Source organism: Aeromonas sp. PS2Canimalfood6, assembly GCF_048276795.1.
Lineage (GTDB): Bacteria > Pseudomonadota > Gammaproteobacteria > Enterobacterales > Aeromonadaceae > Aeromonas > Aeromonas caviae.
Map to the genome: position 1 here is coordinate 22925 of NZ_JBLUXC010000026.1, position 24625 is coordinate 47549.

Here is a 24625-nt window from a genome sequence, read left to right on the forward strand (position 1 = left end):
GGTGGACGTGGAAGTGAGCCTGCCGGGCGATGCCAAGGCCGGGGACACCCTCAAGGTGAGCGGCCAGGCCGACCGCCTGTTGACCGATGCCGACATCACGGCGGGCAAGGTGGGTTACGAGGTTGACCGTCCGGCGGACGGCGTGACGCTGACCGTGACCGCCACCATCGTGGACGCGGCGGGCAACGTCTCGCTGCCGGGCAGCGACAGCGCCACCATGGGCGACACCACCGCCACTGCGGCACCGACCGTGGTTATCGTGGATGATGCCAACAACGACCAGATGCTGACCAAGGCCGAGATTGGCAATGATCAGATCCAGGTACGCGCCGGGATCAATCACGCAGACCTGGTTGCGGGTGGCAAGGTGACGCTGACCATCAACAATGGTGGGGTGAACAGCACTGTCCAGTTGACGCTCAAGGCCGATGGCACCCTGCTGGCAAGCAATGGCAAGAGCTACGGCTATCAGAATGGCACCATCAGCTGGACGGAAACGACCCCGGCCAACGGCAAGTCGTTGACGGTGACGGCGACCCAGACCGACAAGGCGGGCAACGTCTCCCTGCCGGGCAGCGACAACGCGCAGATCCTGAATGAAGCGCCGGAGACTGCGAACAAGCAGGCAAACGGTCAGGAAGATGCCGCCAGCATCGCCATTCCGACCCTCAGTGGCAGCGACATCGATGGCAACGTGGTGAGTTTCACCATCAAGAGCCTGCCTGCCAACGGCATCCTCTATCTGAACGGGGTGGCTGTGACGGTGGATCAGAGCATTGCGGTGGCGGACGCCGGCAAGCTCACCTTCACTCCGAATGCGAACTGGAACGGCAACATCACCTTCAACTATGCGGCGGTAGACAACGACGGCGCCGTGGATGCGAGTCCCGCAACCGTGACCATCAAGGTGGATGCGGTCAATGATCTGCCGACGCTGACCATCTCCAATGGGGCTGTCGTCTCCGAAGAGGGGCTGGCAAACGGTATTGCCGACACGGTCGGCAACCCGGATACCACCAACGCCATCAAGGCGTCCGGTACCCTCTCGGTGGGCGACATCGACAGCAGCACGCTCAGCATCTCCCTGAACGGACCGGCCGGGCTGACGTCCGGTGGGGCCAAGGTCCAGTGGAGCTGGGATGCGGGCAGCAAGACGCTGGTCGGCTACACGGGGGCGATTGGCGGCGCCGATTACAAGGCGGTGGTCGAAGTCAAGCTGACGGCACCCAATGCCAGCGGCAAGGGAGAGTGGACCTATGACGTGACCCTAAAGGGCCCCCTCGACCACGGGGATACGACCTCGGAAGACAAGTTGTCGTTCCAGCTGGACGTGGAAGTCTCCGATGGCAGCGGTGTCACCAAGGGCAAGCTGGATGTCAGCGTCGAGGACGACTCCCCCATTGCTGGCAACAGCGATGCCGTTTCCGTGGTGAAGACCGATATTCCGAATGTGCTGACCGGGCTCTTCGACCTGACCAAGTACAGTGGCAACCAGAGCACACTGAACATGGCGGGCTTTACCATCAGCGCCCTGGGCTTCAAGTCGGCAACCGATTCCTCACTGGTAACGGCGGAGGTCAACGGCTCCAGCTCGGGGCTGGGGGTGGCCAGCGGTGCTGCGCCTTATCACAACCTTGCCAACGAGATTGACTTCCGTCACTTTGCCGACGGATCGTCTGCCTCCGAGCAGCTGATCGTCAGGCTGGATGCGGGCAAGGTTGCCTACGGTGCCAACATCAAGTTCAGCAAGATGTTTGGCGGCGAGCTGGAGAGCGGGGTCGTGGAGTTCTACCGAGACAACGTATTGATTTCCACACTTTCATTCAGATCGGATGCAGCGGGCGGAGAGTTCAACCAGAACTTCCAGGTGCAGCAGGGTGGCTTCGATACCATGGTGATCAAGGCGACCAATAACGGCAACATCAATACCAAAGACAACAGCGACTTTACCGTCAAGTCTATCGAGTTTCTGGGGGCTGATACGCCGCAGGCAATTGCCTATGGTTCGGGTACGGTTGCACCGCAATGGGGTGCTGATGGCAAGGGGCATATAGCGCTTTTGGGATCCAATGAAGTGGGTTTGATGACAGCTACTGGTAAAGAGATCTCAATTTCCAGCAAAGCAGGTCTACCCAATACCCTGTATGGCGAAGCCAGTGACGGCACTTTGGTGTTCAGGTTGGAGTTCACCCCAGCCACTGGCAAGTGGGAGTTCTTCCAGTACCAGCGCATGTCCAAACCCCTGGGTGATGGTGACATCGACTTCCAGATCCGGGTGGTGGATGGTGACGGTGACGCCAGCATTGGCTCCTTCGCCACCAAGCCTCTCTTCACGCCGCTGGTTCAGGGTGTCTCCAGCGAGAGCGTGACTGAAGGGGGCAACCTGTTGCACAAGGTCACCTTGTCCGATGCGACCCAGGAAGCGACCGAATACGATTTCGCCATTCGCGGATCGGGCAACAACCCCGCCTCCAACCAGGACTGGGGCAATGCCCAGTTCAGCAACGGCGTGACCTACAACAGCACCACCGGCAAGATCACGGTACCGGCGGGCGTGACAGACTTCACGGTGACCATCCCGACGGTGAACGATCGTCTGGTCGAGACGAACGAGACCCTCTCGGTGACCATCGGTGGTCAGAGCGGGACCGGTACCATAGTGGACAATGATCGGGCGCCGACGGCGGCTGGCGGCCACAGCGCCGGTGCCGAAGATCAGCCCCAGGTCCTGACCTGGGCCCAGTTTGGTGCCAGCGACGATCAGGATGCGACCGATCTCGGGGTGAAGATCAATACCCTGCCGCTGAACGGTACCCTCGAATACCTCAATGCAGCTGGGCAGTGGGCTGCGGTGCAAACCGGAGCCCTCATCTCCTATGCCGAGGTGAACGCAGGCCATCTGCGCTTCGTGCCCGGTCTGAACGAATCGAGCACCCATGCCTCCAACGGCAACGGCGCCGTGGTCGGCAACATGAAGGGCGACTATGCCAGCATCGGCTATCAGATAAGCGACGGTGCCAACCTCAGCAACGGCAGCAAGCTGGTGATCGACGTGGCGGTGGTGGCCGACAAGCCCACGGTCAACGTCACCCTGATGGGGAATGGCATGCCGTCTTACAGCCAGAGTTTCCCGAGCGCGGGGATCACCACGGGCCAGTTCCAGTCCGGCAACTTCGACAAGGGGGCCCTCGGGATCACCAACACTCTGACCGATAGCACTTCTAGTAAGGAAACCGTGGTGGGTGGTGATGGCAACGACTACATCGTGAGCCAGAAGGGGGGCGGAGACCACTTCGTCGGTGGCAACGGCAATGACGTGCTGGTCGGTGGCAACTCAGTGTCGGGCGATACCCTCGACGGCGGCGTTGGAAACGACATTCTGGTCGCTGGGTTGGGTGGCGATACTCTCTATGGCGGTGCTGGTGATAAAGATATCGCTGTACTGTCCGGCAACCGTGCCGACTACGCCATCACGAAGGGCAGCGGATACTCGATCAATGATCGCTGGTTCAACTTCTCCGTCACGGAGAAGGGGGTCGGCATCACCAAGGCGCTGCACGACGTGGAGTATGTCCAGTTCGCCGACGGTGTCTACCAGATCAATCAGGATACGGGCGTGCTGACCCTGGTGCAGCCGGTGGTGGTCGACTACCCGCTGGAGGTGAGCGCCTCCCTGAGCGATCGGGATGGCAGCGAAGTGCTCGACAGCCTGGTACTGAGCGGGATGCCGAAGGGTGCTGCACTCTACAGCGGTAGCCAATTGCTGGGAACCGTCGGGGTTGATGGCAAGCTTACCCTCACCGCCAACAGCGGTCTGTGGAGTGAGATCGCGCTGGATGTGAAGTTGAGCGGACTGACGCTGCGAGTGCCGGGCAGCAGCGCTGGTCGGGTGGATCTCAAGGTGGAGGCGATCACACGCGAGTTGTATTCGGAGTCGTCAAACACCGCCAGCGACGAAGACAGTATCCGTCTGAGCTACTTCAATGCCACCGAAGGGGAGCCGGGCAACCAGGACCAGACCTATGGCAGTGAGCACAATATCGTTGTGGGGGATCTGGATGGCAGCGTTGTGCTGCCGGGTCAGAACTACAACATTGCCTTCATCGTTGATAGTTCCGGTAGTATCGGTGACGACGCAATAGAGACGATCCGCACACAACTGGAGAAGGTCTTTACCAGCCTCAAGACCAGTGCGGGCACTGACAATGCGGGTACCGTCAATATCTTCCTTGTGGATTTCGATACCACGACCCATGGCAGTGTCAGCGTCAATCTGACCGATAGCGGGGCATTAAAGACCTTGCTTGATGCCCTCAAGGGGATGTCCGCCGACGGTGGCACCAACTATGAGGCCGCATTCAGCAAGGCGGCGGACTGGTTTGCCGCAAGCACGGCGACAAGCAATGTGGATGCGAAGAACCTGGCCTACTTCATCACCGATGGCGAGCCGACCTTCTATGATCTCGGCACCACCACTAGGCTCCGTGATGTGAAGATCATCGACAGGGCTTTTGCCAATGACGACTATCTCAACGCTACTTCTTTGAACCTCAACAATTATGTGCTCGGCAATACCGTGGCCTACAGCGGTCTCGAAGTGGTCAACAGTAAAGGGGAAGTGATCAAGTGGACTCAAGTATGGGGTGGTTGGTCGGGGACCACGGTGGGAGTTATCGTCAAGGGCAGCAACGGCCAGAACCAGATCCAGCTGCTGGGCGGGGATGGGCGAAACAGCACCGATGAGGTTCGGGCCGACGCCTTGTTGGGTTACCAGCTGTTGACCGCAAAAGGGGTGACCGTCGAGGCGATCGGATTGGGTAATAACATTTCCTATAACGATCTCAAGTCCTACGACTCTGACGGTGTCATCATGACCGGCGTCAATGCTAGCGACTTGGCCAACACCATCTTGGGTAGCTCCGTCAACAACAAGCCGGGCAGTGACCGGATCGATGGCGGTGCCGGCGACGACATCCTGTTTGGCGACGCGGTACGCTTCACCGGCATCAGCGGGGAAGGGTATGCGGCCATCAAGCAGTATGTGAGCGGCAAGCTGGGGGCAGGGTCGGTGACCGATGCCCAGGTGCACGCCTACATCACGGATCATGCCAGCGAGTTCGATCAGTCGTCGACCAATGACAAGGGTGACACCCTCCTCGGCGGTGATGGCAATGACATCCTGTTCGGTCAGGGGGGAGATGACTTCCTGTACGGCGGTGCCGGCAACGACACCCTGTTCGGTGGTAGCGGCAACGACACCCTCTATGGGGAGAGCGGCAACGATCGCCTCTATGGTGGCAGTGGCAACGACACCCTCTATGGCGGTACCGGCAACGACATATTGAGCGGCGGACTGGGCAACGACATCCTGATCGGGGGGGCCGGAAACGACATCCTCATGGGGGATGCAGGTGCTGATACCTTCACCTGGCTGAAGGGGGATACCGAGGCTGGCAAGGTGGCCAAGGACTACATCGTCGATTTCAGCAAGTCGGAAGGGGACAAGCTGGATCTGAGCGACTTGCTAGACAGCGATGGCAGCAAGAGCGAGAGCTCCCTGAAGAGCCTGCTCTCGGTGTTCCAGGACAGCGAAGGGGTGCATCTGCAGGTCAAGGAGAGCAGTGCGGCGCCGGTGACTCAGGAGATAGTGCTGATGAACCACACCTTCGACACCCTGACGGGCGGTTCAGGGACGACTGCCAACCAGGTGATCGATTTCATGTTGCAAAACAACATGTTGGATATCAACAAGTAACAGCCAAGCGGGCTGGGCAAAAGCGGCAGAGCAATCTGCCGCTTTTTTTATGGGGGATTTTTGGGTGGATGGGCGCAGACGAGGGGGAGGGCAATGCAAGAAGAAGATAAAAAAGGGCGCCCTTCAAGAGAAGGGCGCCCGGGGTAGACGGGATGATTGCCAGAGGATCAGGCGTTGACCCCTGCCAGGCGGGAGCCGCGCTGGAAGCAGTTGGCCAGCAGCAGCAAGGTGGTGACACCGACGGTGCCGAGTACCAGCCAGGGCAACCAGGGTTGCCCCTGGGCCATGGCGTAGTCGTGCAGGGCACCGCCCCCCACGTAACCCGTCATGCCCCCGAGCGCCAGCCCCAGTCGGCTGAAGCCCATGTAGCTGCCCCGCGCCCCCGGTTGTGACAGCTTGGTCATCAGGGTTTCCCGCGCCGGCTCGGCGATGACGATGCCGAGATAGAAGCAGGCGAGCAGCAGGAAGACGGCGGGCAAGGTGGTGGCAAAGGCCACCAGCCCGATCCCCGTGGTCATCAGCAGCACCCCCGCCATCAGGCGGTTCTCCAGCTTGAAGTGGCGCTCGCCGAACCGGGCAAGGGGGTAGAGCAGGGCCAGGGAGATGGCCGTCTCCAGGGTATACATCCAGCCCACCGCCGTGGTGCTGCCCGCCATCTGTTTGACCAGAATGGGGAAGATCAGCATGACCTGCACCCAGAGCGCGTAGTAGCCGCTTAAGATCAGCACCAGTCGGCAGAAGGCCTTGTCCGCCAGCACCTGGCCGAGGCCGTCCCGGATCGGCGTCGGACGTACCGAAAGCTTGTAGGGGGGCAGGATCAGCAGGTTGCACAGGGCGGCGCAGACGAAGAGGCCGGCACCCAGCAGGCAGACGTATTCAAAATCGAAGTTGAGCAGCCAGCTGCCGAGCAGGGCTCCCACCACGGCGCCGGCGCTCTCCAGCATCATCAGCAGGGAGATGTAGCGACCCCGCTCCCGTGGCCGGGTGAACTTGATCACCAGGGCGGCGCGGGGGGGATCGAACAGGCAGCCACCCAGCCCCGAGATGATGCAGGAGAGGATCAGCTCCAATCCGCTCTGGGCATAGGCCAGGCTGGCAAACCCCAGCGCCCGCAGCAGCATGCCGCAGACGATGAGGGGGCGCGCCCCGAACTTGTCGGCGAGGGAGCCGCCAAAGACCCCCAGCCCTTGCTGGGTAAGCTGACGCAGCCCCAGTGCCAGTCCGACCACACCGGCGGCCCAGCCCAGTTGGTCGACGAAGCGCAGGCTGATCATGGGCATCACCACGAAAAAGCCCAGGATCACCAGCAGGGAATCCAATGCCAAGAACCACCGCCCCAACCGCCTCGCCCGATCCACCATGACCCTGATACCTCTGTTTGCTTCGCTGATATTGTTGTCTTTCTTGCCCGAACGGCGCAGTCACCAAACAGAGCCAAGGGGGATGACAACTCCCTGGCTCGGTGGCGTTCAGCCGGTTCATGACGATTGATGCTGCTATTCTGGTGGGGCTCCAGATATAGTGGTAGCCGACAACTGGCTATATTTCATATTGGATTTGGTTATGGCTATGACCCTCGACGATTTGCAACTGCTGCTGGATGTGGCCAACCGTGGCAGCTTCAGCAAGGTGGCCGCCATTCGCGGCTGGTCACAACCCATGGTGAGCCAGCGCATTGCCGTGCTGGAGCAGGAGCTGGGTCAGTCCCTGTTCCGTCGCCATCGTCGGGGGGCCACCCCGACCCCGGCCTGCGAGCAGTTTCTGCCTGCCGCGACTGCGGCCCTGAGCGCACTGGAAGGGGGGCGGCTGGCGATGCAGGGGGCGCCTGCATTGCCGCGGATCCGGCTCTCCTGCCTCCCCTCTCTGACCACGGCGGTGTTCGGCCCCCTGCTGCTGGCCCTGGTGGATGAGACCTTCGAGATCCGCTGCAACACGGATCACTCTGGCATCATCATGCAGGAGTTGCTGACCGGCGAGACCGACGTGGGCTTCATTCTCAAGTGCCCTGCCATCGCGGGCATCCAGCTCGAACTGCTTTACCGTTCCCCCATCATCGCTGTGGCCTGCGCCACCCACCCGCTGGCCGGGCGGCAGGGGCTGACCCTGCAGGACATCGCCAACGAGCGGCTGGCGCCCCAGCAGTGGGGGACGGGCTGCGACGAGCTGATCCTGCAGTTGCGTCTGCTGCGCCAGGTGGCGAGCCCGCTGCACGCCATCCAGCCAGCGAGTGCGGCACGGGAGCTGGCGCTGGAGCACGGCTTCATCACCCTGATGCCGGCGCTCGCCATCACCCGGGATCTGGAGTTCGGTCGCCTGGTGAAGCTGGACGTGGTGGATCTGCCACCGGATCACTGGGACGTGATGATGGCCTGGCGCAGCGGCAAGCGCCCCAATCCCGCCAAGGAGCGGGTGCTGGAGGCGGCCCGTACCCTTGCCCGGCGCTGGTCGGGCAAGCGGACATAAAAAAGCGCCGGACCAGGCCGGCGCTCTTCGCTTATTCCCCTTGATGCCCGCTCAGACTCAGTAGCTGGCCTTGAGGGTGACGCCGGAGAAGGCGCTGAACCCGCTCAGCTGCACGTGCCAGGTCCCCGCCTTGGGGGCGTTCAGGGTACAGGTTTCGGCATTGCCGCTCTTGTAGGGGCGGCAGTCATAGCTGCTGGCGGTCGGCGCGCTGCCGAACTTCACGTAGAGATCCGCATCCCCGCTGCCGCCGCTGCTGGTCACCACCAGCTGGCTTCTGCCGGCGGGCACCTCGACGGTGAAGTTCAGCTTGCCCCCCTTGGCGGCGGTGAGATTGCTCACCGGTACCCCGTTTTGCAGCACGCTGCCCGGTTGGGGCGTGGTGCCGCCGCAGGTGGCGTTGACCCCGACGGCGGTGAAGGCGGCTGCCACGTCGCTCACGCTGTAACCGAGATCCGTGGCGGCCCTGGTCACCCCGCACGCCCCCTGATCGAAGGTGGTGTTGGGGCCCCAGTAGAGGCGGTTGGCCAGCACGAACACCTCGAACGCCTTGCGGGTTTGCCAGCCGCTGGTGTTGGCCAGCAGGTAGAAGGCGCGGTTGTAGACCCCGGAACTGTGGTGTACGTCGATGCCGTCATAGTAATCGCTGGCGTGGCCGATGGACTTGCCGTCCCGGGCCGGGTCCTCGAAGTAGCGCAAGGAGCCGTTGCCCTTGAAGATCTGGGCCCCCACCAGCCAGTCGTTGCTGCCCTTCATGTAGTATTCGGCCGCTTCCCCCGCCATGTCGGAGAAGGCCTCGTTGATGCCGCCAGACTGACCGGAGTAGACCAGTCCTGAGTTCTGCTCGGTGAAGCCATGGCTCACCTCGTGGGCCGCCACATCCAGGCTCACCAGCGGATAGAAGGTGGTGGCCCCGTCGCCGAAGGTCATCTGGCTGCCGTCCCAGAAGGCGTTCTCGTAGTTGCGGCTGTAGTGCACCCGCATCTTGAGCTTGAAGCTCAGCGGCGCCGTGTTGTACCAGTTGCGGTACATGTCGAACACCACGTTGCCGAAGTAGTGGGCATCGTTGAGGGGCGAGTAGGCACCGTTGATCTCCTTGATCGTGTTCTCCGGGCAGGTGAACTGGTGGATGGTGCCCCCCGTGGTGCCGTGATTCATGTTGAGGGTGTCCACGTTGGTCCCCGTCATGCGGCAGTTGTCATCCACCTGCAGGGGGCCAAAGTCGGCACCGTAGAAATACTTGCCGGTCTTGACGTTGCCCCCCGGGCCGGTGGCGTCCTTGTGGTTGATCCCCTCCCAGCGTTTGAGCTCGCTGCCGGTCTGGGCGTCGATCATCACGAAGGGGCGGCTCGGTTCCTTGCTGGCGGCGAGCCAGGAGACCAGATAGACCAGTCTGGCCTGGCCGGTCTCATCCTGCATCACGAACAGCTTGACCTGTTCGTTGCTCCCCTTGGCACCGCTGCGAGCCTGGCGTGCGGCGTCGCTGGCGGAGAGGGCTACGGCCGGGCCCGTCAGGTCGGCATCGATCTTGCGCAGCATGGTGCCGGACACCTGATTGACCTGGCCCCCCAGCGCCTGATCGGCCACCAGAACCTGGCCCCACACCGGAATCCCCTGCCAGGTCTGCTCATAGCGTATCCGCTGCTGGCCATTGGGCAGCGTCACCGCCCGCACCTTGCGAAACTCGCCATCCCCGGCGCCAAGGGCGCCAATCTTGGCGGCGCCACTCACCGCACCGGCCAGGTCGGAGACCTGGTTCACTTCCACCTGTTCTGCCGCCATGGCGGCGCTTCCCCAGCAGGCCAGCATGACGGCCAAATAGACTTTGTTCATCTCGTCTTTCCTTAGTCGATGAAGATTACACGCCGGGTCCGTTGCCCGGCGCTCTTACACTAGTGGGAAGGGGGAAAATAACGGCCTGTCATTTGTCACAGGGCAGCGAAAACAGGTAGCACGATTCACTTTTACAGCGCCAATCATCCATAAATGCTGGTAATGGCAGCATGTTGAACCGCTGTGAGGGGTGATTGATGACCTGGGGGGCAAGGTGCCCGCATGGGGATCGCCATATGGGGGTTGCCAGCGGGGAAGTCGGTTGAAAAGTCCTTGGCAAACAAGGGATTGATTGACTACATTGGCTCCCATGCCGGCAGATGGCCGGAGCGGAACCGGGGAGGAGTGGCGATGTTTTCATGGCAACTGGATGACGAGCTGGCGCTCCTGTTCCTGCAACCCGACATGGCCAGCGAGCTGTTTCGCCTCTGCCAGCGCAACCGCGACTACCTCTCCCAGTGGCTGCCCTGGGTGCCCCACATCCAGCAGCCCGCCGACAGCGCCACCTTCATTCGCCACGCCATCGAGAAGTTTGCCCGAGGGGAGGGGCTGACCACGGCCATCGAGTATCAGGGGGAGGTGGTCGGCGTCATCGGTTACAACCAGATCGATCAGGATCTCGGCAAGGTGACCATCGGCTACTGGCTGGCGGAGCGCTGGCAGGGGCACGGCATCATCACCCGGGCCTGCCAGGCCCTGATCCATCACGCCTTCGAGGAGATGGGGATGGAGAAGGTGGAGATCAGCGCCGCCCTCGAGAACGAGGCGAGCCGAGCCGTGTGCGAGCGGCTGGGAATGACCCAGGAGGGGATGACCCGGCGGGCGGAGCGGCTGGCGGACAGGGTGGTGGATCACGTGCACTACGGCCTGCTGCGGGACGAGTGGCTGAGGCTGAGGGATCTCTGATGACCCTTTTGTCCGCTTCCAACCTCCTGAGGGCGAGATGACGACGCTGCCCCACATTGCCACCCCCCGTACCCGGCTGACCGTGCTGACCCCGGAGCGGGCCTGCCTGATGGTGGATTTCTATCTGCGCAATCGCGCCCACCTGGCCCCCTGGGAGCCCAGGCGGGAGGAGAGCTTCTACACCCTGGCCCACTGGCAGACCCGCTTGCGCGACGGTTACGGCCACTATTTCGAGGGCAGTGCCGTGCAACTGGTGGCGCTCGATCCCAGGGGGGAGCGGGTGCTCGCCACCTGCAATTTCACGAACATTGTGATGGGCATGTTCAAGGCGTGCCACCTGGGCTATGCCATCGACAAGGAGCACGAGGGGCAGGGCCTGATGCAGGAGGTGGTGGCCGCCGGCATCGATCACCTGTTCCGGGAGCGGGGCCTGCATCGCATCATGGCCAGCTACATGCCCGCGAACCTGCGAAGCGGCGCGCTCCTCGAACGGCTGGGGTTCGAGCAGGAGGGGTACGCTCGGGACTATCTGATGATCAACGGCCGCTGGGAGGACCACGTCCTCACCGCGCTCATCAATCCCGCTGGCTAGCAGAGCCGTTGTCGAAAGGGGGCTGGCGGGTGACCGCCATCGCTTTTTCACTGCAAGATCGCACTATCTGTACGCCTCTCATACCCCTGGGGATAAAAGCGTGTAAAATTGCGCCCTGAATTTTCCCGGCCGGCAGACGCAGGCCGCGACTCCATACATGCAAGGCAGACATTGTGACAGAAGTAGATAGATTCGCGGACATTCGCCCCTATCGCGATGAAGAAGTGCCGGCTGCCATCGAGCGGCTGATCCAGGATGACGAGTTTATCGGCGCCATCGCCAAATACCGCTTCGGTTCCCTGATGAGCTGGCTGGGCTGGGCCATTCGCCCGCTGATCCGCCAGTTCCTGCGCCACAAGTGGGCCAAGGTCAGCACCATCCATCAGGTACAGATGGGGGTGACCCGCTACATGACCAGGATGATCGCCACCTCCACCCAGGGAGTGAGCTTCTCCGGGCTCGAACACCTCAAGAAGGAGCAGGGCTACCTGTTCGTCTCCAACCACAGGGACATCGCCATGGATCCGGCGTTCGTCAACTGGGGGCTGCACACCCACGGTTTCGATACCGTGCGCATCGCCATCGGCGACAATCTGCTGCGCAAGCCCTGCGCCACCGAGCTGATGAAGCTCAACAAGAGCTTCATCGTCAAGCGCTCCGCCAAGGGACCGCGGGAGATGATGAAGGCCCTCGGCGAGCTGTCGGCCTACATCGGCCAGTCGGTGCACGAGGGGCACTCCATCTGGATCGCCCAGAAGGAGGGGCGCGCTAAGGACGGGGACGACAAGACGGATCCGGCCATCCTCAAGATGTTCTATGTGGACGGCAAGAAGCAGAAGATCGAGTTCGTCGACTACATGCGCAGCCTCAACATCGTGCCGGTGAGCATCAGCTACGAGCTGGATCCCACCGACAAGGCCAAGGCGCGCGAGCTCTACGAGAAGTCGGTCAACGGCAGCTACGAGAAGGGCGAGTTCGAGGACATCGAGAGTATCGTCGCGGGCATCGTCGGCCAGAAGGGGCGGGTACATGTCTCCTTCGGCGCCCCCATCACCGAGGGCTTCAGCGATCCGGACGAGCTGGCGGCGCTCATCGACAAGGCGATCTGGAGCAGCTATCGCCTCTTCCCGGGCAACTACCTCGCGGCGGATGTGCCAGGCAAGGCCAGCACCATAGAGCAGAGTGCCTTCCTGACTCGCCAGTCCGAGGTGCCACAAGAGCACAAGGCCATCTGGCGCGCCATGTACGCCAAGCCGGTGGAAAACGCCGGCAAGGTTTGAATGGCACCGCTTTGAGCGGGTGATGGAAAAAAAACGGGAGCAGATGCTCCCGTTTTTGCGTCTGGTCAAAGTCGGGGGAGATTGGGTAGTGAATAATATTGTTTCAACTGGTACGATCATCGGGTGAATGGGCGAGTATCTCTTGGCAGGGGCGGACGAGTATGCAACAGTGACTCGGCGCCATCGGCTTGGAAGCGACAGCGCCCCCGTCTGCACGGATGGCAGACGAGACGATAAAAGGACCTTCAATGGTCCTTTTTCATTGGTGCACAAAGATAGACCACAGATATACCTAAGGATGCGAACCTCATGATCACCGGCAGTCTGGATACCTTGCAACGCACCCCCTTGCCCGCCCCCCTGAACCGTATCGTGGCCGAGGTGGTGCAAAGCGTCGAACGCTGGCTGCACGCCCCCCTCGGCAAGCAGGAGGTCGACGGCCTCACGCTGTTCTGCCTGGTGAGCGAGGATCTGACAGAGCCGGTGGCGGATCGCCGGGGCGAGTTTCATGAGCAGTATCTGGACATCCAGCTGCTGCTGCGCGGCGAGGAGTGGATCGGCGTGGGCCCTCACGCCTACAGCCGGGACGGTGCCGACCATCCTCACCCCGATCTCTGGTTCGTCGATGATGAGCAGACCAGTTATCTGGCGTTGCAGCCCGGCGACTTCGCCATCTTCTGGCCGGGAGAACTGCATCGCCCCCTCTGTACCCTGACGACCCCAGGTCCGGTCAAGAAGCTGGTCGTCAAGGTTCACCAGTCGCTGCTGACCGGCGCCTGAGTGGCAACCGGGGCCTGGAGTCCCGAGTGATTGGGCCAACAGAGGCCCGTTGCGAATCGCTGATTCGACGCGCGCGCCAGACGAACGGTCTGCGCCCAACGATTTGAAAAATTGGACGCACCCTCCTGCGACCATAAGCCCCCGGCAGGGGAATCCCATCCATCGCTGGATGACACGACACTGTCGGCGTAAAGCCGAAGCACAGGAAGATGTAGAACATGAGCAAGTTGGTATTGATCCTTAACTGCGGTAGCTCTTCCCTGAAATTTGCCGTAATGGACGCTGAAACGGGCGAGGACATGCTGTCCGGCCTGGCCGAATGCTTCAATCTGGATGACGCACGTATCAAATGGAAACTCCACGGGGTCAAGGGCGACGCCATGCTGGGCGCCGGTGCCGCGCACCAGGAAGCCCTCGACCACATCGTGGGCCACATCCTGCCCCAGGATCCCGCCCTGGCCGATCAGCTGGTCGCCATCGGCCATCGCATCGTGCACGGCGGCGAGCAGTTCTCCCGCTCCGTGCGCATCGATGACGGCGTGATCGCCGGCATCGAGGCCGCCATTCCGTTTGCCCCCCTGCACAACCCGGCGCACCTCATCGGCATCCGTGCCGCCCTCAAGGTGTTCCCGGCCCTGGCCGACAAGAACGTGGCCGTGTTCGACACCGCCTTCCACCAGACCCTGCCAGAGGAAGCCTACCTCTACGCGCTGCCCTACAAGCTCTATCGCGAGAACGGCATCCGTCGTTACGGCGCCCACGGCACCTCCCACCGCTTCATCGCCGAAGAGACCGCCAAGGCGCTGGGCAAACCGCTCCATGAGCTCAACATCATCAACTGCCACCTGGGCAACGGTGCCTCCGTCTGCGCCATCAAGAACGGCGAGTCCGTCGACACCTCCATGGGGCTGACCCCGCTGGAAGGGCTGGCGATGGGCACCCGCTCCGGTGACATCGACCCTGCCATCGTCTTCTTCATGCACGACAACCTGGGTTACAGCGTGGACAAGATCAACCAGGTGCTGACCCGCGAATCCGGCCTGCTGGGCATGACCGAGGAGAGCAGCGACTGCCGCTACGTCACCGGCAACTACGCCACCGACGCCGGTGCCAAGCGTGCACTGGACGTCTTCACCTATCGCGTTGCCAAGTACGTCGGTGCCTATGCTGCCGCCATGGATGGTCGCCTTGACGCCCTGGTGTTCACCGGCGGCATCGGCGAGAACGCCGCCATGGTGCGCGAGATGGTGCTGGCCCGACTGGCCCTGCTCGGCTTCAAGATCGACAAGGAGGCGAACAACGCCGCCGTACTGGGCGGTGAAGGCCCCATCACCGTCGAAGGCAGCCGTCTGGCCCTGGTGATGCCCACCAACGAAGAGCTGGTGATCGCCCGTGATGCCCTGAGCCTGGTCGGCTAAGGCACCCTCTGGTGATGACAACGCCCGGCCCCTGCCGGGCGTTGTCGTTTCGGCAATAGTGATCGGCCTGTCATTTGACATGGGGGACCAGATGCGTACCCTGACCGCTGTGTGATATTGCGGAGGTAACGATGAAAGAGATGTTTTTCAACTGGTTGTCAGGCCTGGGGGTCGATGTGACCCCCATGATGGCCCTGGTGATCGCCCTGGGGTTCATCGTGCTGACCGCCATGGTGCTGCACCTGGTGCTGCACCGCATCCTGCTGGTGCGCCTGGTGGGGCTGCTTGGCAAGACCAAGCAGATGTGGCTGCCGCCCCAGTTGCAGCAACGCCTCTTCTACCGGCTCGCCTTCGTGTTCCAGGGCGCCGTACTGCTCGGTCAGGCGGAGATCTGGCTGCCCAAAGCGTCCGAGAGCCTGGCGCTTATCGAGTTGCTGGCCCAGCTCTGGATCCTGCTGTTCCTGCTGCTGGCCCTGTTCGCCCTGCTCGACTGCCTGCTCTCCCTGAGCCGCCATACCCGGCTTGGGCGGGATCTGCCCCTGCGCGGCATCTTCCAGGGGGTGAAACTGGTGGCCAGCATCCTGGTGGGCATCCTGATGATCGCCCTGCTGCTCGGCAAGTCGCCCCTCTTCCTGTTCAGCGGCCTGGGGGCCATGACCGCGGTCCTGATGCTGGTGTTCAAGGACCCCATCCTCGGCCTGGTGGCGGGTATCCAGCTCTCCGCCAACCGCATGCTGAGCGTCGGTGACTGGCTGCAGATGGACAAGTACGGGGCGGACGGCGAGGTGACCGACATCGGCCTCACCACGGTCAAGGTGTCGAACTGGGACAAGACCATCACCACCATCCCTACCTATGCCCTCATCTCCGACTCCTTCAAGAACTGGCAGGGGATGACCGAATCCGGCGGGCGCCGCATCAAGCGCAGCGTCAACATTGACATGACCAGCGTGCGCTTCCTCACCTCGCAGGAGCAGTTGCAGCTCAAGCAGGCCAGGTTGCTGGCGCCCTACCTCAGCCGCAAGGAGCAGGAGCTCAGCAGCTACAACCAGCAGCTCAGCGATGCCATCAGCTGCCCCATCAATGGTCGCCACCTCACCAACCTCGGCACCCTGCGCGCCTATCTGGACGCCTACCTGCGGGCTCATGCGGGTATTCGCAAGGACATGACCCTGATGGTGCGCCAGTTGGCACCGACCACGGACGGCCTGCCGCTGGAGATCTACTGCTTCACGGCGACCACCGCCTGGGCCGAGTATGAAGGGATACAGGCTGATATTTTCGACCACATATTTGCGATAATTGAGCAATTCCATCTGCGTTTGCATCAGTCGCCAACCGGTTATGACATGCACAGTTGGAAAAACGGCTGATCCCGCTTATGGCAAGGTGCCGCGGCGCAGCGCGGCACCGTATTTAATCACCGACCCGTCAGCACGTGGCGGTTGAAATTTGCATGGCAGAGGAGAAAAATGGCGGCCTTCTCTTCGCCCCGGGCGCGCCCGTCGCCTCCGCGCTGGCCAGAGTGCTGAACCACCCCCTTTATCACAGGAAAGTTATGAAGCTCCTCCACAACACGGCGGCCGCACTGTGCTGCTCCCTGATCCTGGCCGCCATGCCCGCCCTCGCCATCGAATATGCCCTGCCCGCAGCCAACAGCCGCCTGGTGGGGGAGAACCTGGACTACGTGGTGTCCCCGGAAGAGGCGGGCCAACCCCTGGAAGCGGCAGCGGCCAGATTCCAGCTCGGCTTGACCAACATGCTGGAAGCCAACCCCAAGGCAGACCCCCTGCTGCTGCAGGCGGGCGAGAAGCTGGTCGTGCCGCACCAGCTGATCCTGCCGGATGCCCCCCGTGAAGGCATCGTGCTGAACGTCGCCGAGATGCGCCTCTACTACTACCCCAAAGGCAAGAAGGTGGTGGAAGTGCTGCCGATTGGCATCGGCCAGCTCGGCACCGACACCCCGGAAGACTGGGTGACCAGCGTGCAGCGCAAGAAGGCGGGCCCGACCTGGACCCCGACCGCGAAGATGCACGCCGAGTACGCCGCCCGTGGCGAGACCCTGCCTGCGGTCTGGCCGGCCGGTCCGGACAACCCCATGGGGCTGTTCGCGCTCTACATCGGCAAGATGTACGCCATCCACGGCACCAACGCCCAGTTCGGCATCGGCCTGCGGGTGAGCCACGGCTGCGTGCGTCTGCGCAACGACGACATCGAGTACCTGTTCAAGCAGGTCCCGGTCGGTACCCGCGTCCAGTTCGTGAACCAGCCCATCAAGGCCTCTGTCGAGCCGGATGGCCGCCGCTACCTGGAAGTGCACCAGCCCCTCTCCCGCAACCAGGAGGAGTTCAACTCCAGCCTGCCGGCCCCGCTGCCCATGTCCACCGCCGTGACCCGCTTCATCGCCCACGCGGACAGCGACTCCCAGTTGGTCAAGCAGGCCCTGGAGCAGCGCAGCGGCATGCCCATCGCCATCAACCGCTGATCCCGCCCGTCGGTATTCCGAGCCCCGGCCACTGTCGGGGCTTTTTTATGGCGCGGGGGAGGGGATCATCAGGGTAAACCCTTGGCAGATCGGGATAAAATCCGGCCTTATTGCAATTGAGTGGTTGCTTGGTTAGGTGTTAAACGTTTTCCATGTGTTTTTTATTTGTTAAAAGTGGTTGTGGTCCGGCGATCTGCTGATTACTCTAGGCCGGTTTTTTTAAGGAAGAGTCCGTCGCAAGAACGGGCACAGACGTCACATAACGGAGTTTTGAATGACAGCTAGCACCCCCATGCTCATCACCTTTCTGGTGTACATCCTCGGGATGGTGTTGATCGGCTTCATCGCCTATCGCGCCACACGTAACTTTGACGACTACATTCTCGGCGGCCGCCGGATGGGGAGCTGGGTGACCGCCCTCTCCGCCGGTGCCTCCGACATGAGTGGCTGGCTCCTGATGGGCCTGCCTGGCGCCGTCTTCATCGGCGGCATCTCCGAGAGCTGGATCGCCATCGGCCTCATCATCGGCGCCTACTTCAACTGGCGCTGGGTGGCCGGTCGGCTGCGGGTTCACACCGAGAAGAACCGCAACGCCCTGACCCTGCCGGACTATTTCACCTACCGCTTCGAAGACAAGAGCCGGGTGCTGCGCATCCTCTCCGCCCTGGTGATCCTGCTGTTCTTCACCATCTACTGCGCCTCCGGCGTGGTGGCCGGTGCCCGCCTGTTCGAGAGCACCTTCGGCATGAGTTATGACACCGCCCTCTGGATCGGTGCCGCGGCCACCATCACCTACACCTTCTTCGGCGGCTTCCTCGCGGTAAGCTGGACCGACACCGTGCAAGCGACCCTGATGATCTTCGCCCTCATCCTGACTCCTGTGTTCGTCATCATCGCCGTGGGCGGCATCGACACCGCCATGGTGCAGGTGGCGGCGCAGAACGCCAGCAACCTCGACATGTTCAAGAACCTGGACTTCATCGCCATCATCTCTCTGATGGCCTGGGGCCTGGGCTACTTCGGCCAGCCCCACATCCTGGCGCGCTTCATGGCGGCGGACTCCCACCACTCCATGGCCAGCGCCCGTCGCATCAGCATGACCTGGATGGTGCTGTGCCTGGGTGGCGCCGTGGCCATCGGTTTCTTCGGCCTGGCCTACTTCTCCACCTTCACCGAGCAGGCGGGCGGCGTGACCGCCAACCCGGAGCGCGTCTTCATCGAGCTCTCCAAGATCCTGTTCAACCCCTGGATTGCCGGCGTGCTGCTCTCCGCCATCCTAGCTGCGGTCATGAGTACCCTCAGTTGCCAGCTGCTGGTCTGCTCCAGCGCCATCACCGAGGATCTCTACAAGCCCTTCCTGCGCAAGAACGCCTCCCAGAAAGAGCTGGTGTGGGTCGGCCGCGCCATGGTGCTGCTGATCGCTCTGGTGGCCATCGCCGTCGCCACCAACCCGGAAAACCGGGTGCTGGGGCTGGTGAGCTACGCCTGGGCCGGTTTCGGTGCCGCCTTCGGCCCCGTGGTGCTGCTCTCCGTGCTCTGGTCCCGCATGACCCGCAACGGCGCCCTGGCGGGCATGCTGGTCGGTGCCCTGACCGTCATCATCTGGAAGCAGTTCGGCTGGCTGGGTCTGTACGAAATCATCCCGGGCTTCCTGTTTGCCACCCTGGCCATCGTGCTGTTCAGCCTGCTGGACAAGGCCCCCTCCAAGGCCATGCAGGATCGCTTCGCAGAAGCCGAGCAGGAGTTCCAGAGCCCCATGGCAGACGCCATCGCGGCAAAATAACCCCCGCCTCGACGACAAAAGCCCCGCAACTGCGGGGCTTTTTAATGGGCAAAACATGCCCATGGCAGGGATTAGGCGGGGCGCCTGCCCAGCCGCTGCACATCCTGGCGGGCGGCGGCCCCGGCCTGGCTGAGCCAGCGCTGGCGGGCCCCCTCATCCGAGGTGTGGACGGGCCCCAGATGCTGGCGGTGGGTCAGCCGGATACCGCACAGCCCCAGCACCGGCTTGTCCAGGGTGCGATCCAGGGGGGCTCCCTGCCACCAGCGGTAATACCAGGGGGGGCTGTCCATGGTGAGCAGCAGGCGTGCCGTCTTGCCGGCGAGCAACTGCTCCGGGTACGCCTTCCCCGGCTGGTAGCGAAAGGCGAAACCAGGCAGCAGGGTGCGATCCAGCAGCCCCTTGAGCCGGGCTGGCAGGTGGCCCCACCAGACGGGGGCGACGATCACCAGATGGTGGGCCTGCGTCAGGCTCTGCTGCACCGACTGCAGATCCGGTTCGAGGGGCTGCACCTCGTCATAGCCATGGTGAAGATCCGGCGCGAAGGCGAGCTCCCCCACGTGATGCAGGGTGACGCGCGCGCCCCCTTGCTCGGCACTGCGGGCATACTCTCGGGCGAGGGCGTGGCAGAGGCTGTCGGGTTTGGGGTTGCCGTTGAGAACAAGCAGGTTGGGGGTCATGGTATGGCTCCTTGAAGTGAGCCCCCATTACACCCCTTGTCCCATGGGACAGAGTCAAGCCACCTGGTGCGCTCGTCCTGCAAGCCCTTGCTCAGCCAGCGGGAGCGGCTCGCGCTGGACGGGGTCGCCATAGCGGCAAGGGTGCTGCGCCAGCAGCGTGGCGCACTGGCTCAAGCCCTGATGCTGGCGTTGCAGCCGGGCGACCTCCGCCTCGATCTGCGCCAGCTTGTCCGCGATAAGCTGCTCCACCTTCTGCCAGGGGAAGTGATCGAGGCTGGTGACGCCCGCGAGCAGGGGAACCAGCTCCCCGAGCTTGCAGCCAAGCCGCTGGGCCTCGCGGATAAAACCGACCCACTCCAGATCCTCGGCCCGGTAGACGCGATACTTGCCGCGCCGCCTGGGCTCTGGCAGCAGCCCGATCTGCTCGTAGAGACGGACCGCCTTTGGGGTGGTGCCCGCCAGCCGGGCAAATTCGCCGATATACATGGTGCTGCTCGCAAAGGTTGTTCGAGTAGGGGCTCACTATAGGCCAGTGGCAGGGGGGAGAGAATCCCCATGGAGGAGCTGTCGGCGCAGTGCATTGCACAGCAGCGCTCTGGATGTGGCTTTGCCCCATAGAATGCGAGGGCGCTGCCCTCGGGTTGCTCGCCAGTCGGGCCGGGGCGAGTGACTTTGGAAATACCCATTTTTTATTGCAAGTAAGACCAAAGGTCTTCTCCCCCGACAAGCCGTCCGCTTCGCGGATTCCCTCGCCCCCTTCATCGGGTCGGACGGAACGCCGCACGCGGCACATCCCGGTGCCGCCTGCGGCTGAGCCGTCGTCCATGATGGCGCTCCTGAACCGCTAAACTCGGCTCGGCGGCTTTCAGGGGGAAACAATACCCTGCCTGTCTGCGGCGCAGTGAGGTGTGCCGCAGGGGCGGGATATGACCGAGCTGACCCGTGATGGGGCCGCAACAGGTGCTGGTGAACTGGTGATCGCCAATATAAGCAAATATGGGGTCATCAACGGAAAACTCATAAATCCAGCTTATAGTGACTCCGGCGAGCCAGACAGGGCCACTCGGTGGCCGAAAGGGGCTCCCCAAGGAGATTTCCCGATCCTTGCTTATACGGGAGGATTTACGATTATTCGAATACGCTTCACTATTTGAACTTACGGGCTGAGAGACGCTTCGTCATTTTATGTACTTAACGCTGCGCTCTGCGGAAAATGTATAGCGCAGCGGAAAATTTGCCCAACAACAGCACCTTGTTAAGCATTTTTCTTATGAATATCGAAAAGAAGACCTACTGCTGATTTTTTCACTTTATTGTTTTCTACTGCGAGGTCTCTAATTGATTGTGGAATGTTTTTTAATTTTGGAACATCAAACATTTGGTCTGCTGCTATTGTAGCCAATCCCCAAACAGGAGTTCCAGTGACCGCTGCTGCGACCTCAAGTGTGCCAACGACTAACCACGAACCAATGTCTTTACCTGCAAATCTCCATTTCTTATTGCTGAGTTCATCTAGATTTTTTTTGTGTTGGCTAAATGCTAAGTTAATATTGTCAAAAATCTGGTCTCGACTGCGATGGAAATTGGCAGGATTGACTTCAATCAAATCATTTACCCCTTTGCCTAAAATTCCTCTAATCTCTTCCATAGCGCCTACTTTTCGTATTTCAATGAGAGCTTCTGGAGGGATGTTTCCAATCCATTCCATCTCACCGGCTGAAAGGTCACTAAGGCCTTTAACGACATGGAGGTCTTGAGATTTTAATTCTGATTCAGCCCTTTCAGCATCGTATTCCATCTTCCAAACGAGGTACTGCCAAGATGTCGGAGCATCTATTATGGGAGTCCCATTTAAGCGTCTCGCTTTTACAAGCATTTCGTTGCTTACGGACATTCTGCCAAGAGCTTGACTCGCTAACACCACTCCGGGAGTGATTTGACCAAAAGGCTGCATATGTTCACTTTTCATTGCCTTTTCTATTTGGTCTCCGATATCTTCATTCCAATCGGTGTCGAATAAGACTCTGCTACTATCAGATATTTCAGCGACGGTTCTTTCAACTGAGTCCAGTGAACCACAAAAGTCCATTAGCTCTTCGAAAGACTCAAAATCCCGCCCAAACAATTTACCCGTGTGAACCAAAGAATCCTCTCTTCCTAAACGATGGAAAAACTCACGCTCACCTTCTTGCAATACGCCCATATCAGGCAATATAACAACAATCGGATATTCTACATCTGCACACGCTAGATCCTTATATTGCAGGATGTTCATTGCATGTTTCATGAGGTAATAGGCTTTATCTGCGAGACTATAATGTTCGAAAATTATTTTAGATCTTAAGAATGGATCAGGAAGAACAATAGTATCAGTATATATGCCACACTTGGATGCTATGTTTTCATTATGCGAAGGAAAAAGATCACCGCCAAAAACACCCTTCACATTGTGATGCATATCTTCAACGTGAATGTGTGCGAGTTCGCCAACACCATCCCAGAACTGATCTATTACCTCAAGAAATTCATCTAGATTTTCTGTTATTTCTTTTATGGAGCCCTCACTATTTCGTGCTGCCATTCCCGCATCATGAGGGGTCATTCCTCTTTGATTCATAATCTTAAAAAAACGTCCAAAATTGTCTTCGATGAATTTAAAATAAATATTTTGTATTTCACTCAATGAAGCTTGCTTTTTTAGCTCCTCACGATCATATATAGCGGTAACTGCTAGGGCCATAGATCTTACAAGACCATCTACTGTATCTAGGTCTATCTCACCATCTGGACCGGTGCGAATAGCAAGAAGGCTCTTTTCTACATCAAGCCCTTCAGCAATTCTTATCTTCCCTTCTTTAAATTGCTCTTGAAGAATCTTCAACCGTCGGCGAAGCCTTTGTTCATATTCAACTTCTTCGATTGTCTTCTCTTCGTTCATTTAAAACTCCAATTTCGATGAAGTGTTTAACAGTGATTAGATGGAAGGCGGTACTAACACATTAATACCGCCTTCTATCTAACTCCGCTTCACTTTGGTTTAGGGCTTTATAATCAACATTTTAAATCAATGAGTTACCTGCCTACCTCTGAAGCTAACACTATTTGCTGACCTTCTCTTTTGAACAATCATGACGACTGTAAAGAAAATCAGTGTGATGTAAGCCATAACAAGCGCCGGGATGGCTACCGCACTGGATTTCAGCCTCCAGCTTGCTGCGATTGACCAAAGGGGTGTGGTTGGCATGGCTCATGGGAGACTCCGACGAGACGTGTGTTGCCAATTGGCTATATTAATGGCCCGCGAGCGAAGGGAAAGGAGGAAATGGCGAATTGTCGGGCAAGATCAACAAATGGAGGCCAGCCCGAAAGCCTGGCGTCCGGGCTGGATTGGCGAGAGGGGGATAGGTAAAAGGGGGCGAGTGGTCACCTGTCGGTGACCCTCTTGCTGCCTGTACGGGAGTGGTTGCCCGGCCCTTGGCCGGGCGGGGGATCAGTTGCCCGGGATCTCGCTGCAGTTGAGGGTGGGCTGACCGTAGCGCTCCAGCATGGCGTCGCTCCCCTTGGTCCAGAAGGTGAGGTTTTGCCCCTCGTACCGGGCGCCGCTGGCGCTGGGGGTCTCATAGGCGAGCACCTGTTGCTGGTTGTTACCCTCGCTCAGGTTGATCATGGCGGCGGGCCGCTTGGCCTCGTTGTAGAAGTAGGTGGAGAGGGTGACGCTCTTGCCGCACTGGTAATCGACCGGTGTCGGCACCTTCAGTTGGCCGCCTTTTATCTGCAACTCGGTGATCCGCAACTGGTAGCTCTCTTCCACGCACTGGCGCAAGTCGCCCGCCTTCCAGCAGTCGTTGCGCCCCTTGATCCAGCCGCGCTGGATGGCGCGCTCGCTCTTCTGCTGCTCGGGGGAGAACCCGGCAATCGCCTTGGGATAGAGGGCTGACAGCTCGTTATCCAGCGCAGCCAGTCCGGCATCCTTGCAAATGAGGGTTTCGGCGGCGCCTTTCGCCTTGGCGCATTCGAAGGACGGGGTGGCCGCCGCGGCCAGCAGAGGGGAAAACAGCAGGGTTCCAAGCAAGATCTTGTTCATCGACAGGGCTCCAACAGGGGGCATGATGCCCCGTGATCAGAGCACACTTTACACCCGAAGTAGGCAGGAGCACCCCGTGTTTTTGGGTGTCGGGCGGCCCTGCATGGCAATCAGACGCCGGCCAGCGCCAAGGTCTGGCGGCTGCGCCACAGCCGCTCGTGGAAGAAGAAGACGACGGTGTTGATGGCAGGTTCGATCAGTGCCATCACGCCGCCGGTGAGCAGCTCGCCACTCAGCAGGTAGGCGACACCGAAGGCCACCGAGAAGTGGACCAGGGCGAAGCTGCTGGTCTTGGCCTGCAGGCTGTGTTCAGGCTTGAGCTTGTGCCAGCCAAGGTCGTGGAAATAGAAGGCGACCGTGTTCACGGCGGGCTCGATGAGGGCGATGAGGCTGGCGGTGAGCAGTTCGCCGGTCAGCAGGTAAGCCACGGTGAAGGCGACACAAAAGTGCAGGATGGCGAAGCTGATGGTCTTTTTCATGGTGGTGTCTCCTCTGGCGATGAAGGCAGTATCACCCAGAACCCCATCAAATGAAAACCATTCTCATCTATCGGCGAAATAGAAAATGCCTAT

Annotated in this window: 19 protein-coding genes; 11 read left to right on the top strand and 8 right to left on the bottom strand. The window is 60.6% G+C overall.

The annotated features are described in order from the left end of the window. Position 1: 1 nt before the first annotated feature. Positions 2-5755 (top strand): type I secretion C-terminal target domain-containing protein, encoded by a 5754-nt coding sequence (locus ACNPAA_RS12120; RefSeq protein WP_417891790.1) that lies wholly within the window; start codon positions 2-4, stop codon positions 5753-5755. Between the two features lie 167 nt (positions 5756-5922). On the opposite strand, the gene mdtH is transcribed toward ACNPAA_RS12120, so the two are convergent. Further along, entirely contained in the window at positions 5923-7116 is a 1194-nt protein-coding gene (gene mdtH, locus ACNPAA_RS12125) for a multidrug efflux MFS transporter MdtH (protein ID WP_201872874.1), read from the bottom strand. Positions 7117-7318: 202 nt separating this feature from the next. Between mdtH and ACNPAA_RS12130 the strand changes: the two genes are divergently transcribed. After that, a complete protein-coding gene (locus tag ACNPAA_RS12130) occupies positions 7319-8218 on the top strand; it encodes a LysR family transcriptional regulator (protein WP_029314793.1) in 900 nt (299 codons plus the stop codon). A gap of 57 nt (positions 8219-8275) precedes the next feature. Here ACNPAA_RS12130 and ACNPAA_RS12135 read toward each other — a convergent pair whose 3' ends face one another. Further along, on the bottom strand, positions 8276-10048 hold the full coding sequence (locus ACNPAA_RS12135; protein WP_201872873.1) for a M4 family metallopeptidase: 1773 nt from the start codon (positions 10046-10048) through the stop codon (positions 8276-8278). A gap of 351 nt (positions 10049-10399) precedes the next feature. On the opposite strand from ACNPAA_RS12135, the gene ACNPAA_RS12140 reads away from it, so the two are divergent. The 8 genes from ACNPAA_RS12140 (at position 10400) to putP (ending at position 19292) form a co-directional block, all read left to right on the top strand. Beyond that, on the top strand, positions 10400-10954 hold the full coding sequence (locus tag ACNPAA_RS12140; RefSeq protein ID WP_042016040.1) for a GNAT family N-acetyltransferase: 555 nt from the start codon (positions 10400-10402) through the stop codon (positions 10952-10954). Positions 10955-10991: 37 nt separating this feature from the next. Next, positions 10992-11546, top strand: a complete 555-nt coding sequence (locus ACNPAA_RS12145) for a GNAT family N-acetyltransferase (RefSeq protein WP_039040199.1) — start codon at positions 10992-10994, stop codon at positions 11544-11546. Positions 11547-11719: 173 nt separating this feature from the next. Continuing rightward, entirely contained in the window at positions 11720-12826 is a 1107-nt protein-coding gene (locus tag ACNPAA_RS12150) for a 1-acyl-sn-glycerol-3-phosphate acyltransferase (protein ID WP_010675527.1), read from the top strand. 309 nt (positions 12827-13135) lie between these two features. Beyond that, positions 13136-13606 carry a YhcH/YjgK/YiaL family protein gene (locus ACNPAA_RS12155; protein WP_010675526.1) on the top strand — a complete coding sequence of 157 codons (471 nt, stop codon included), beginning with the start codon at positions 13136-13138 and terminating at the stop codon, positions 13604-13606. A gap of 218 nt (positions 13607-13824) precedes the next feature. Continuing rightward, a complete protein-coding gene (locus ACNPAA_RS12160; RefSeq protein ID WP_010675525.1) occupies positions 13825-15024 on the top strand; it encodes an acetate kinase in 1200 nt (399 codons plus the stop codon). 131 nt (positions 15025-15155) lie between these two features. After that, positions 15156-16397, top strand: coding sequence for a mechanosensitive ion channel family protein (locus ACNPAA_RS12165; protein WP_010675524.1), 1242 nt, complete (start codon positions 15156-15158; stop codon positions 16395-16397). Positions 16398-16582: 185 nt separating this feature from the next. Then, complete coding sequence (locus ACNPAA_RS12170; RefSeq protein ID WP_010675523.1) at positions 16583-17509, top strand: L,D-transpeptidase family protein; 927 nt, start codon at positions 16583-16585, stop codon at positions 17507-17509. 274 nt (positions 17510-17783) lie between these two features. Next, positions 17784-19292, top strand: coding sequence for a sodium/proline symporter PutP (putP, locus tag ACNPAA_RS12175; RefSeq protein WP_045525661.1), 1509 nt, complete (start codon positions 17784-17786; stop codon positions 19290-19292). Positions 19293-19363: 71 nt separating this feature from the next. Here the strand turns inward: putP and ACNPAA_RS12180 are convergent, their stop codons facing one another. Next, on the bottom strand, positions 19364-19969 hold the full coding sequence (locus ACNPAA_RS12180; RefSeq protein WP_139737350.1) for an NAD(P)H-dependent oxidoreductase: 606 nt from the start codon (positions 19967-19969) through the stop codon (positions 19364-19366). 54 nt (positions 19970-20023) lie between these two features. Then, complete coding sequence (locus ACNPAA_RS12185) at positions 20024-20455, bottom strand: MerR family transcriptional regulator (protein WP_417891791.1); 432 nt, start codon at positions 20453-20455, stop codon at positions 20024-20026. A gap of 440 nt (positions 20456-20895) precedes the next feature. Here ACNPAA_RS12185 and ACNPAA_RS12190 point away from each other — a divergent pair, with 440 nt between their 5' ends. Then, positions 20896-21123 (top strand): hypothetical protein, encoded by a 228-nt coding sequence (locus ACNPAA_RS12190; RefSeq protein ID WP_417891792.1) that lies wholly within the window; start codon positions 20896-20898, stop codon positions 21121-21123. Positions 21124-21224: 101 nt separating this feature from the next. Here the strand turns inward: ACNPAA_RS12190 and ACNPAA_RS12195 are convergent, their stop codons facing one another. The 4 genes from ACNPAA_RS12195 to ACNPAA_RS12210 all read right to left on the bottom strand — a co-directional run bounded on the left by ACNPAA_RS12195 (position 21225) and on the right by ACNPAA_RS12210 (position 24532). Then, a complete protein-coding gene (locus ACNPAA_RS12195; protein WP_417891793.1) occupies positions 21225-22907 on the bottom strand; it encodes a hypothetical protein in 1683 nt (560 codons plus the stop codon). Positions 22908-23067: 160 nt separating this feature from the next. Further along, positions 23068-23220 (bottom strand): hypothetical protein, encoded by a 153-nt coding sequence (locus ACNPAA_RS12200; RefSeq protein ID WP_417891794.1) that lies wholly within the window; start codon positions 23218-23220, stop codon positions 23068-23070. Between the two features lie 239 nt (positions 23221-23459). Beyond that, positions 23460-24053: an MliC family protein gene (locus ACNPAA_RS12205; RefSeq protein ID WP_043156269.1), complete on the bottom strand. Its 594-nt coding sequence runs from the start codon at positions 24051-24053 to the stop codon at positions 23460-23462. Positions 24054-24163: 110 nt separating this feature from the next. Further along, positions 24164-24532: a DUF2061 domain-containing protein gene (locus tag ACNPAA_RS12210; protein WP_010675518.1), complete on the bottom strand. Its 369-nt coding sequence runs from the start codon at positions 24530-24532 to the stop codon at positions 24164-24166. Between the last annotated feature and the right edge of the window lie 93 nt (positions 24533-24625).

Bases quoted from the DNA above. Each gene is read 5' to 3' on its own strand.
- putP (WP_045525661.1), top strand. From the start codon at position 17,784: ATGACAGCTAGCACCCCCATGCTCATCACCTTTCTGGTGTACATCCTC.
- ACNPAA_RS12155 (WP_010675526.1), top strand. From the start codon at position 13,136: ATGATCACCGGCAGTCTGGATACCTTGCAACGCACCCCCTTGCCCGCC.
- ACNPAA_RS12205 (WP_043156269.1), bottom strand. From the start codon at position 24,053: ATGAACAAGATCTTGCTTGGAACCCTGCTGTTTTCCCCTCTGCTGGCC.
- mdtH (WP_201872874.1), bottom strand. From the start codon at position 7,116: ATGGTGGATCGGGCGAGGCGGTTGGGGCGGTGGTTCTTGGCATTGGAT.
- ACNPAA_RS12145 (WP_039040199.1), top strand. From the start codon at position 10,992: ATGACGACGCTGCCCCACATTGCCACCCCCCGTACCCGGCTGACCGTG.
- ACNPAA_RS12140 (WP_042016040.1), top strand. From the start codon at position 10,400: ATGTTTTCATGGCAACTGGATGACGAGCTGGCGCTCCTGTTCCTGCAA.
- ACNPAA_RS12195 (WP_417891793.1), bottom strand. From the start codon at position 22,907: ATGAACGAAGAGAAGACAATCGAAGAAGTTGAATATGAACAAAGGCTT.
- ACNPAA_RS12130 (WP_029314793.1), top strand. From the start codon at position 7,319: ATGGCTATGACCCTCGACGATTTGCAACTGCTGCTGGATGTGGCCAAC.
- ACNPAA_RS12170 (WP_010675523.1), top strand. From the start codon at position 16,583: ATGAAGCTCCTCCACAACACGGCGGCCGCACTGTGCTGCTCCCTGATC.
- ACNPAA_RS12165 (WP_010675524.1), top strand. From the start codon at position 15,156: ATGAAAGAGATGTTTTTCAACTGGTTGTCAGGCCTGGGGGTCGATGTG.
- ACNPAA_RS12135 (WP_201872873.1), bottom strand. From the start codon at position 10,048: ATGAACAAAGTCTATTTGGCCGTCATGCTGGCCTGCTGGGGAAGCGCC.
- ACNPAA_RS12200 (WP_417891794.1), bottom strand. From the start codon at position 23,220: ATGAGCCATGCCAACCACACCCCTTTGGTCAATCGCAGCAAGCTGGAG.
- ACNPAA_RS12190 (WP_417891792.1), top strand. From the start codon at position 20,896: ATGACCGAGCTGACCCGTGATGGGGCCGCAACAGGTGCTGGTGAACTG.
- ACNPAA_RS12160 (WP_010675525.1), top strand. From the start codon at position 13,825: ATGAGCAAGTTGGTATTGATCCTTAACTGCGGTAGCTCTTCCCTGAAA.
- ACNPAA_RS12185 (WP_417891791.1), bottom strand. From the start codon at position 20,455: ATGTATATCGGCGAATTTGCCCGGCTGGCGGGCACCACCCCAAAGGCG.
- ACNPAA_RS12210 (WP_010675518.1), bottom strand. From the start codon at position 24,532: ATGAAAAAGACCATCAGCTTCGCCATCCTGCACTTTTGTGTCGCCTTC.
- ACNPAA_RS12180 (WP_139737350.1), bottom strand. From the start codon at position 19,969: ATGACCCCCAACCTGCTTGTTCTCAACGGCAACCCCAAACCCGACAGC.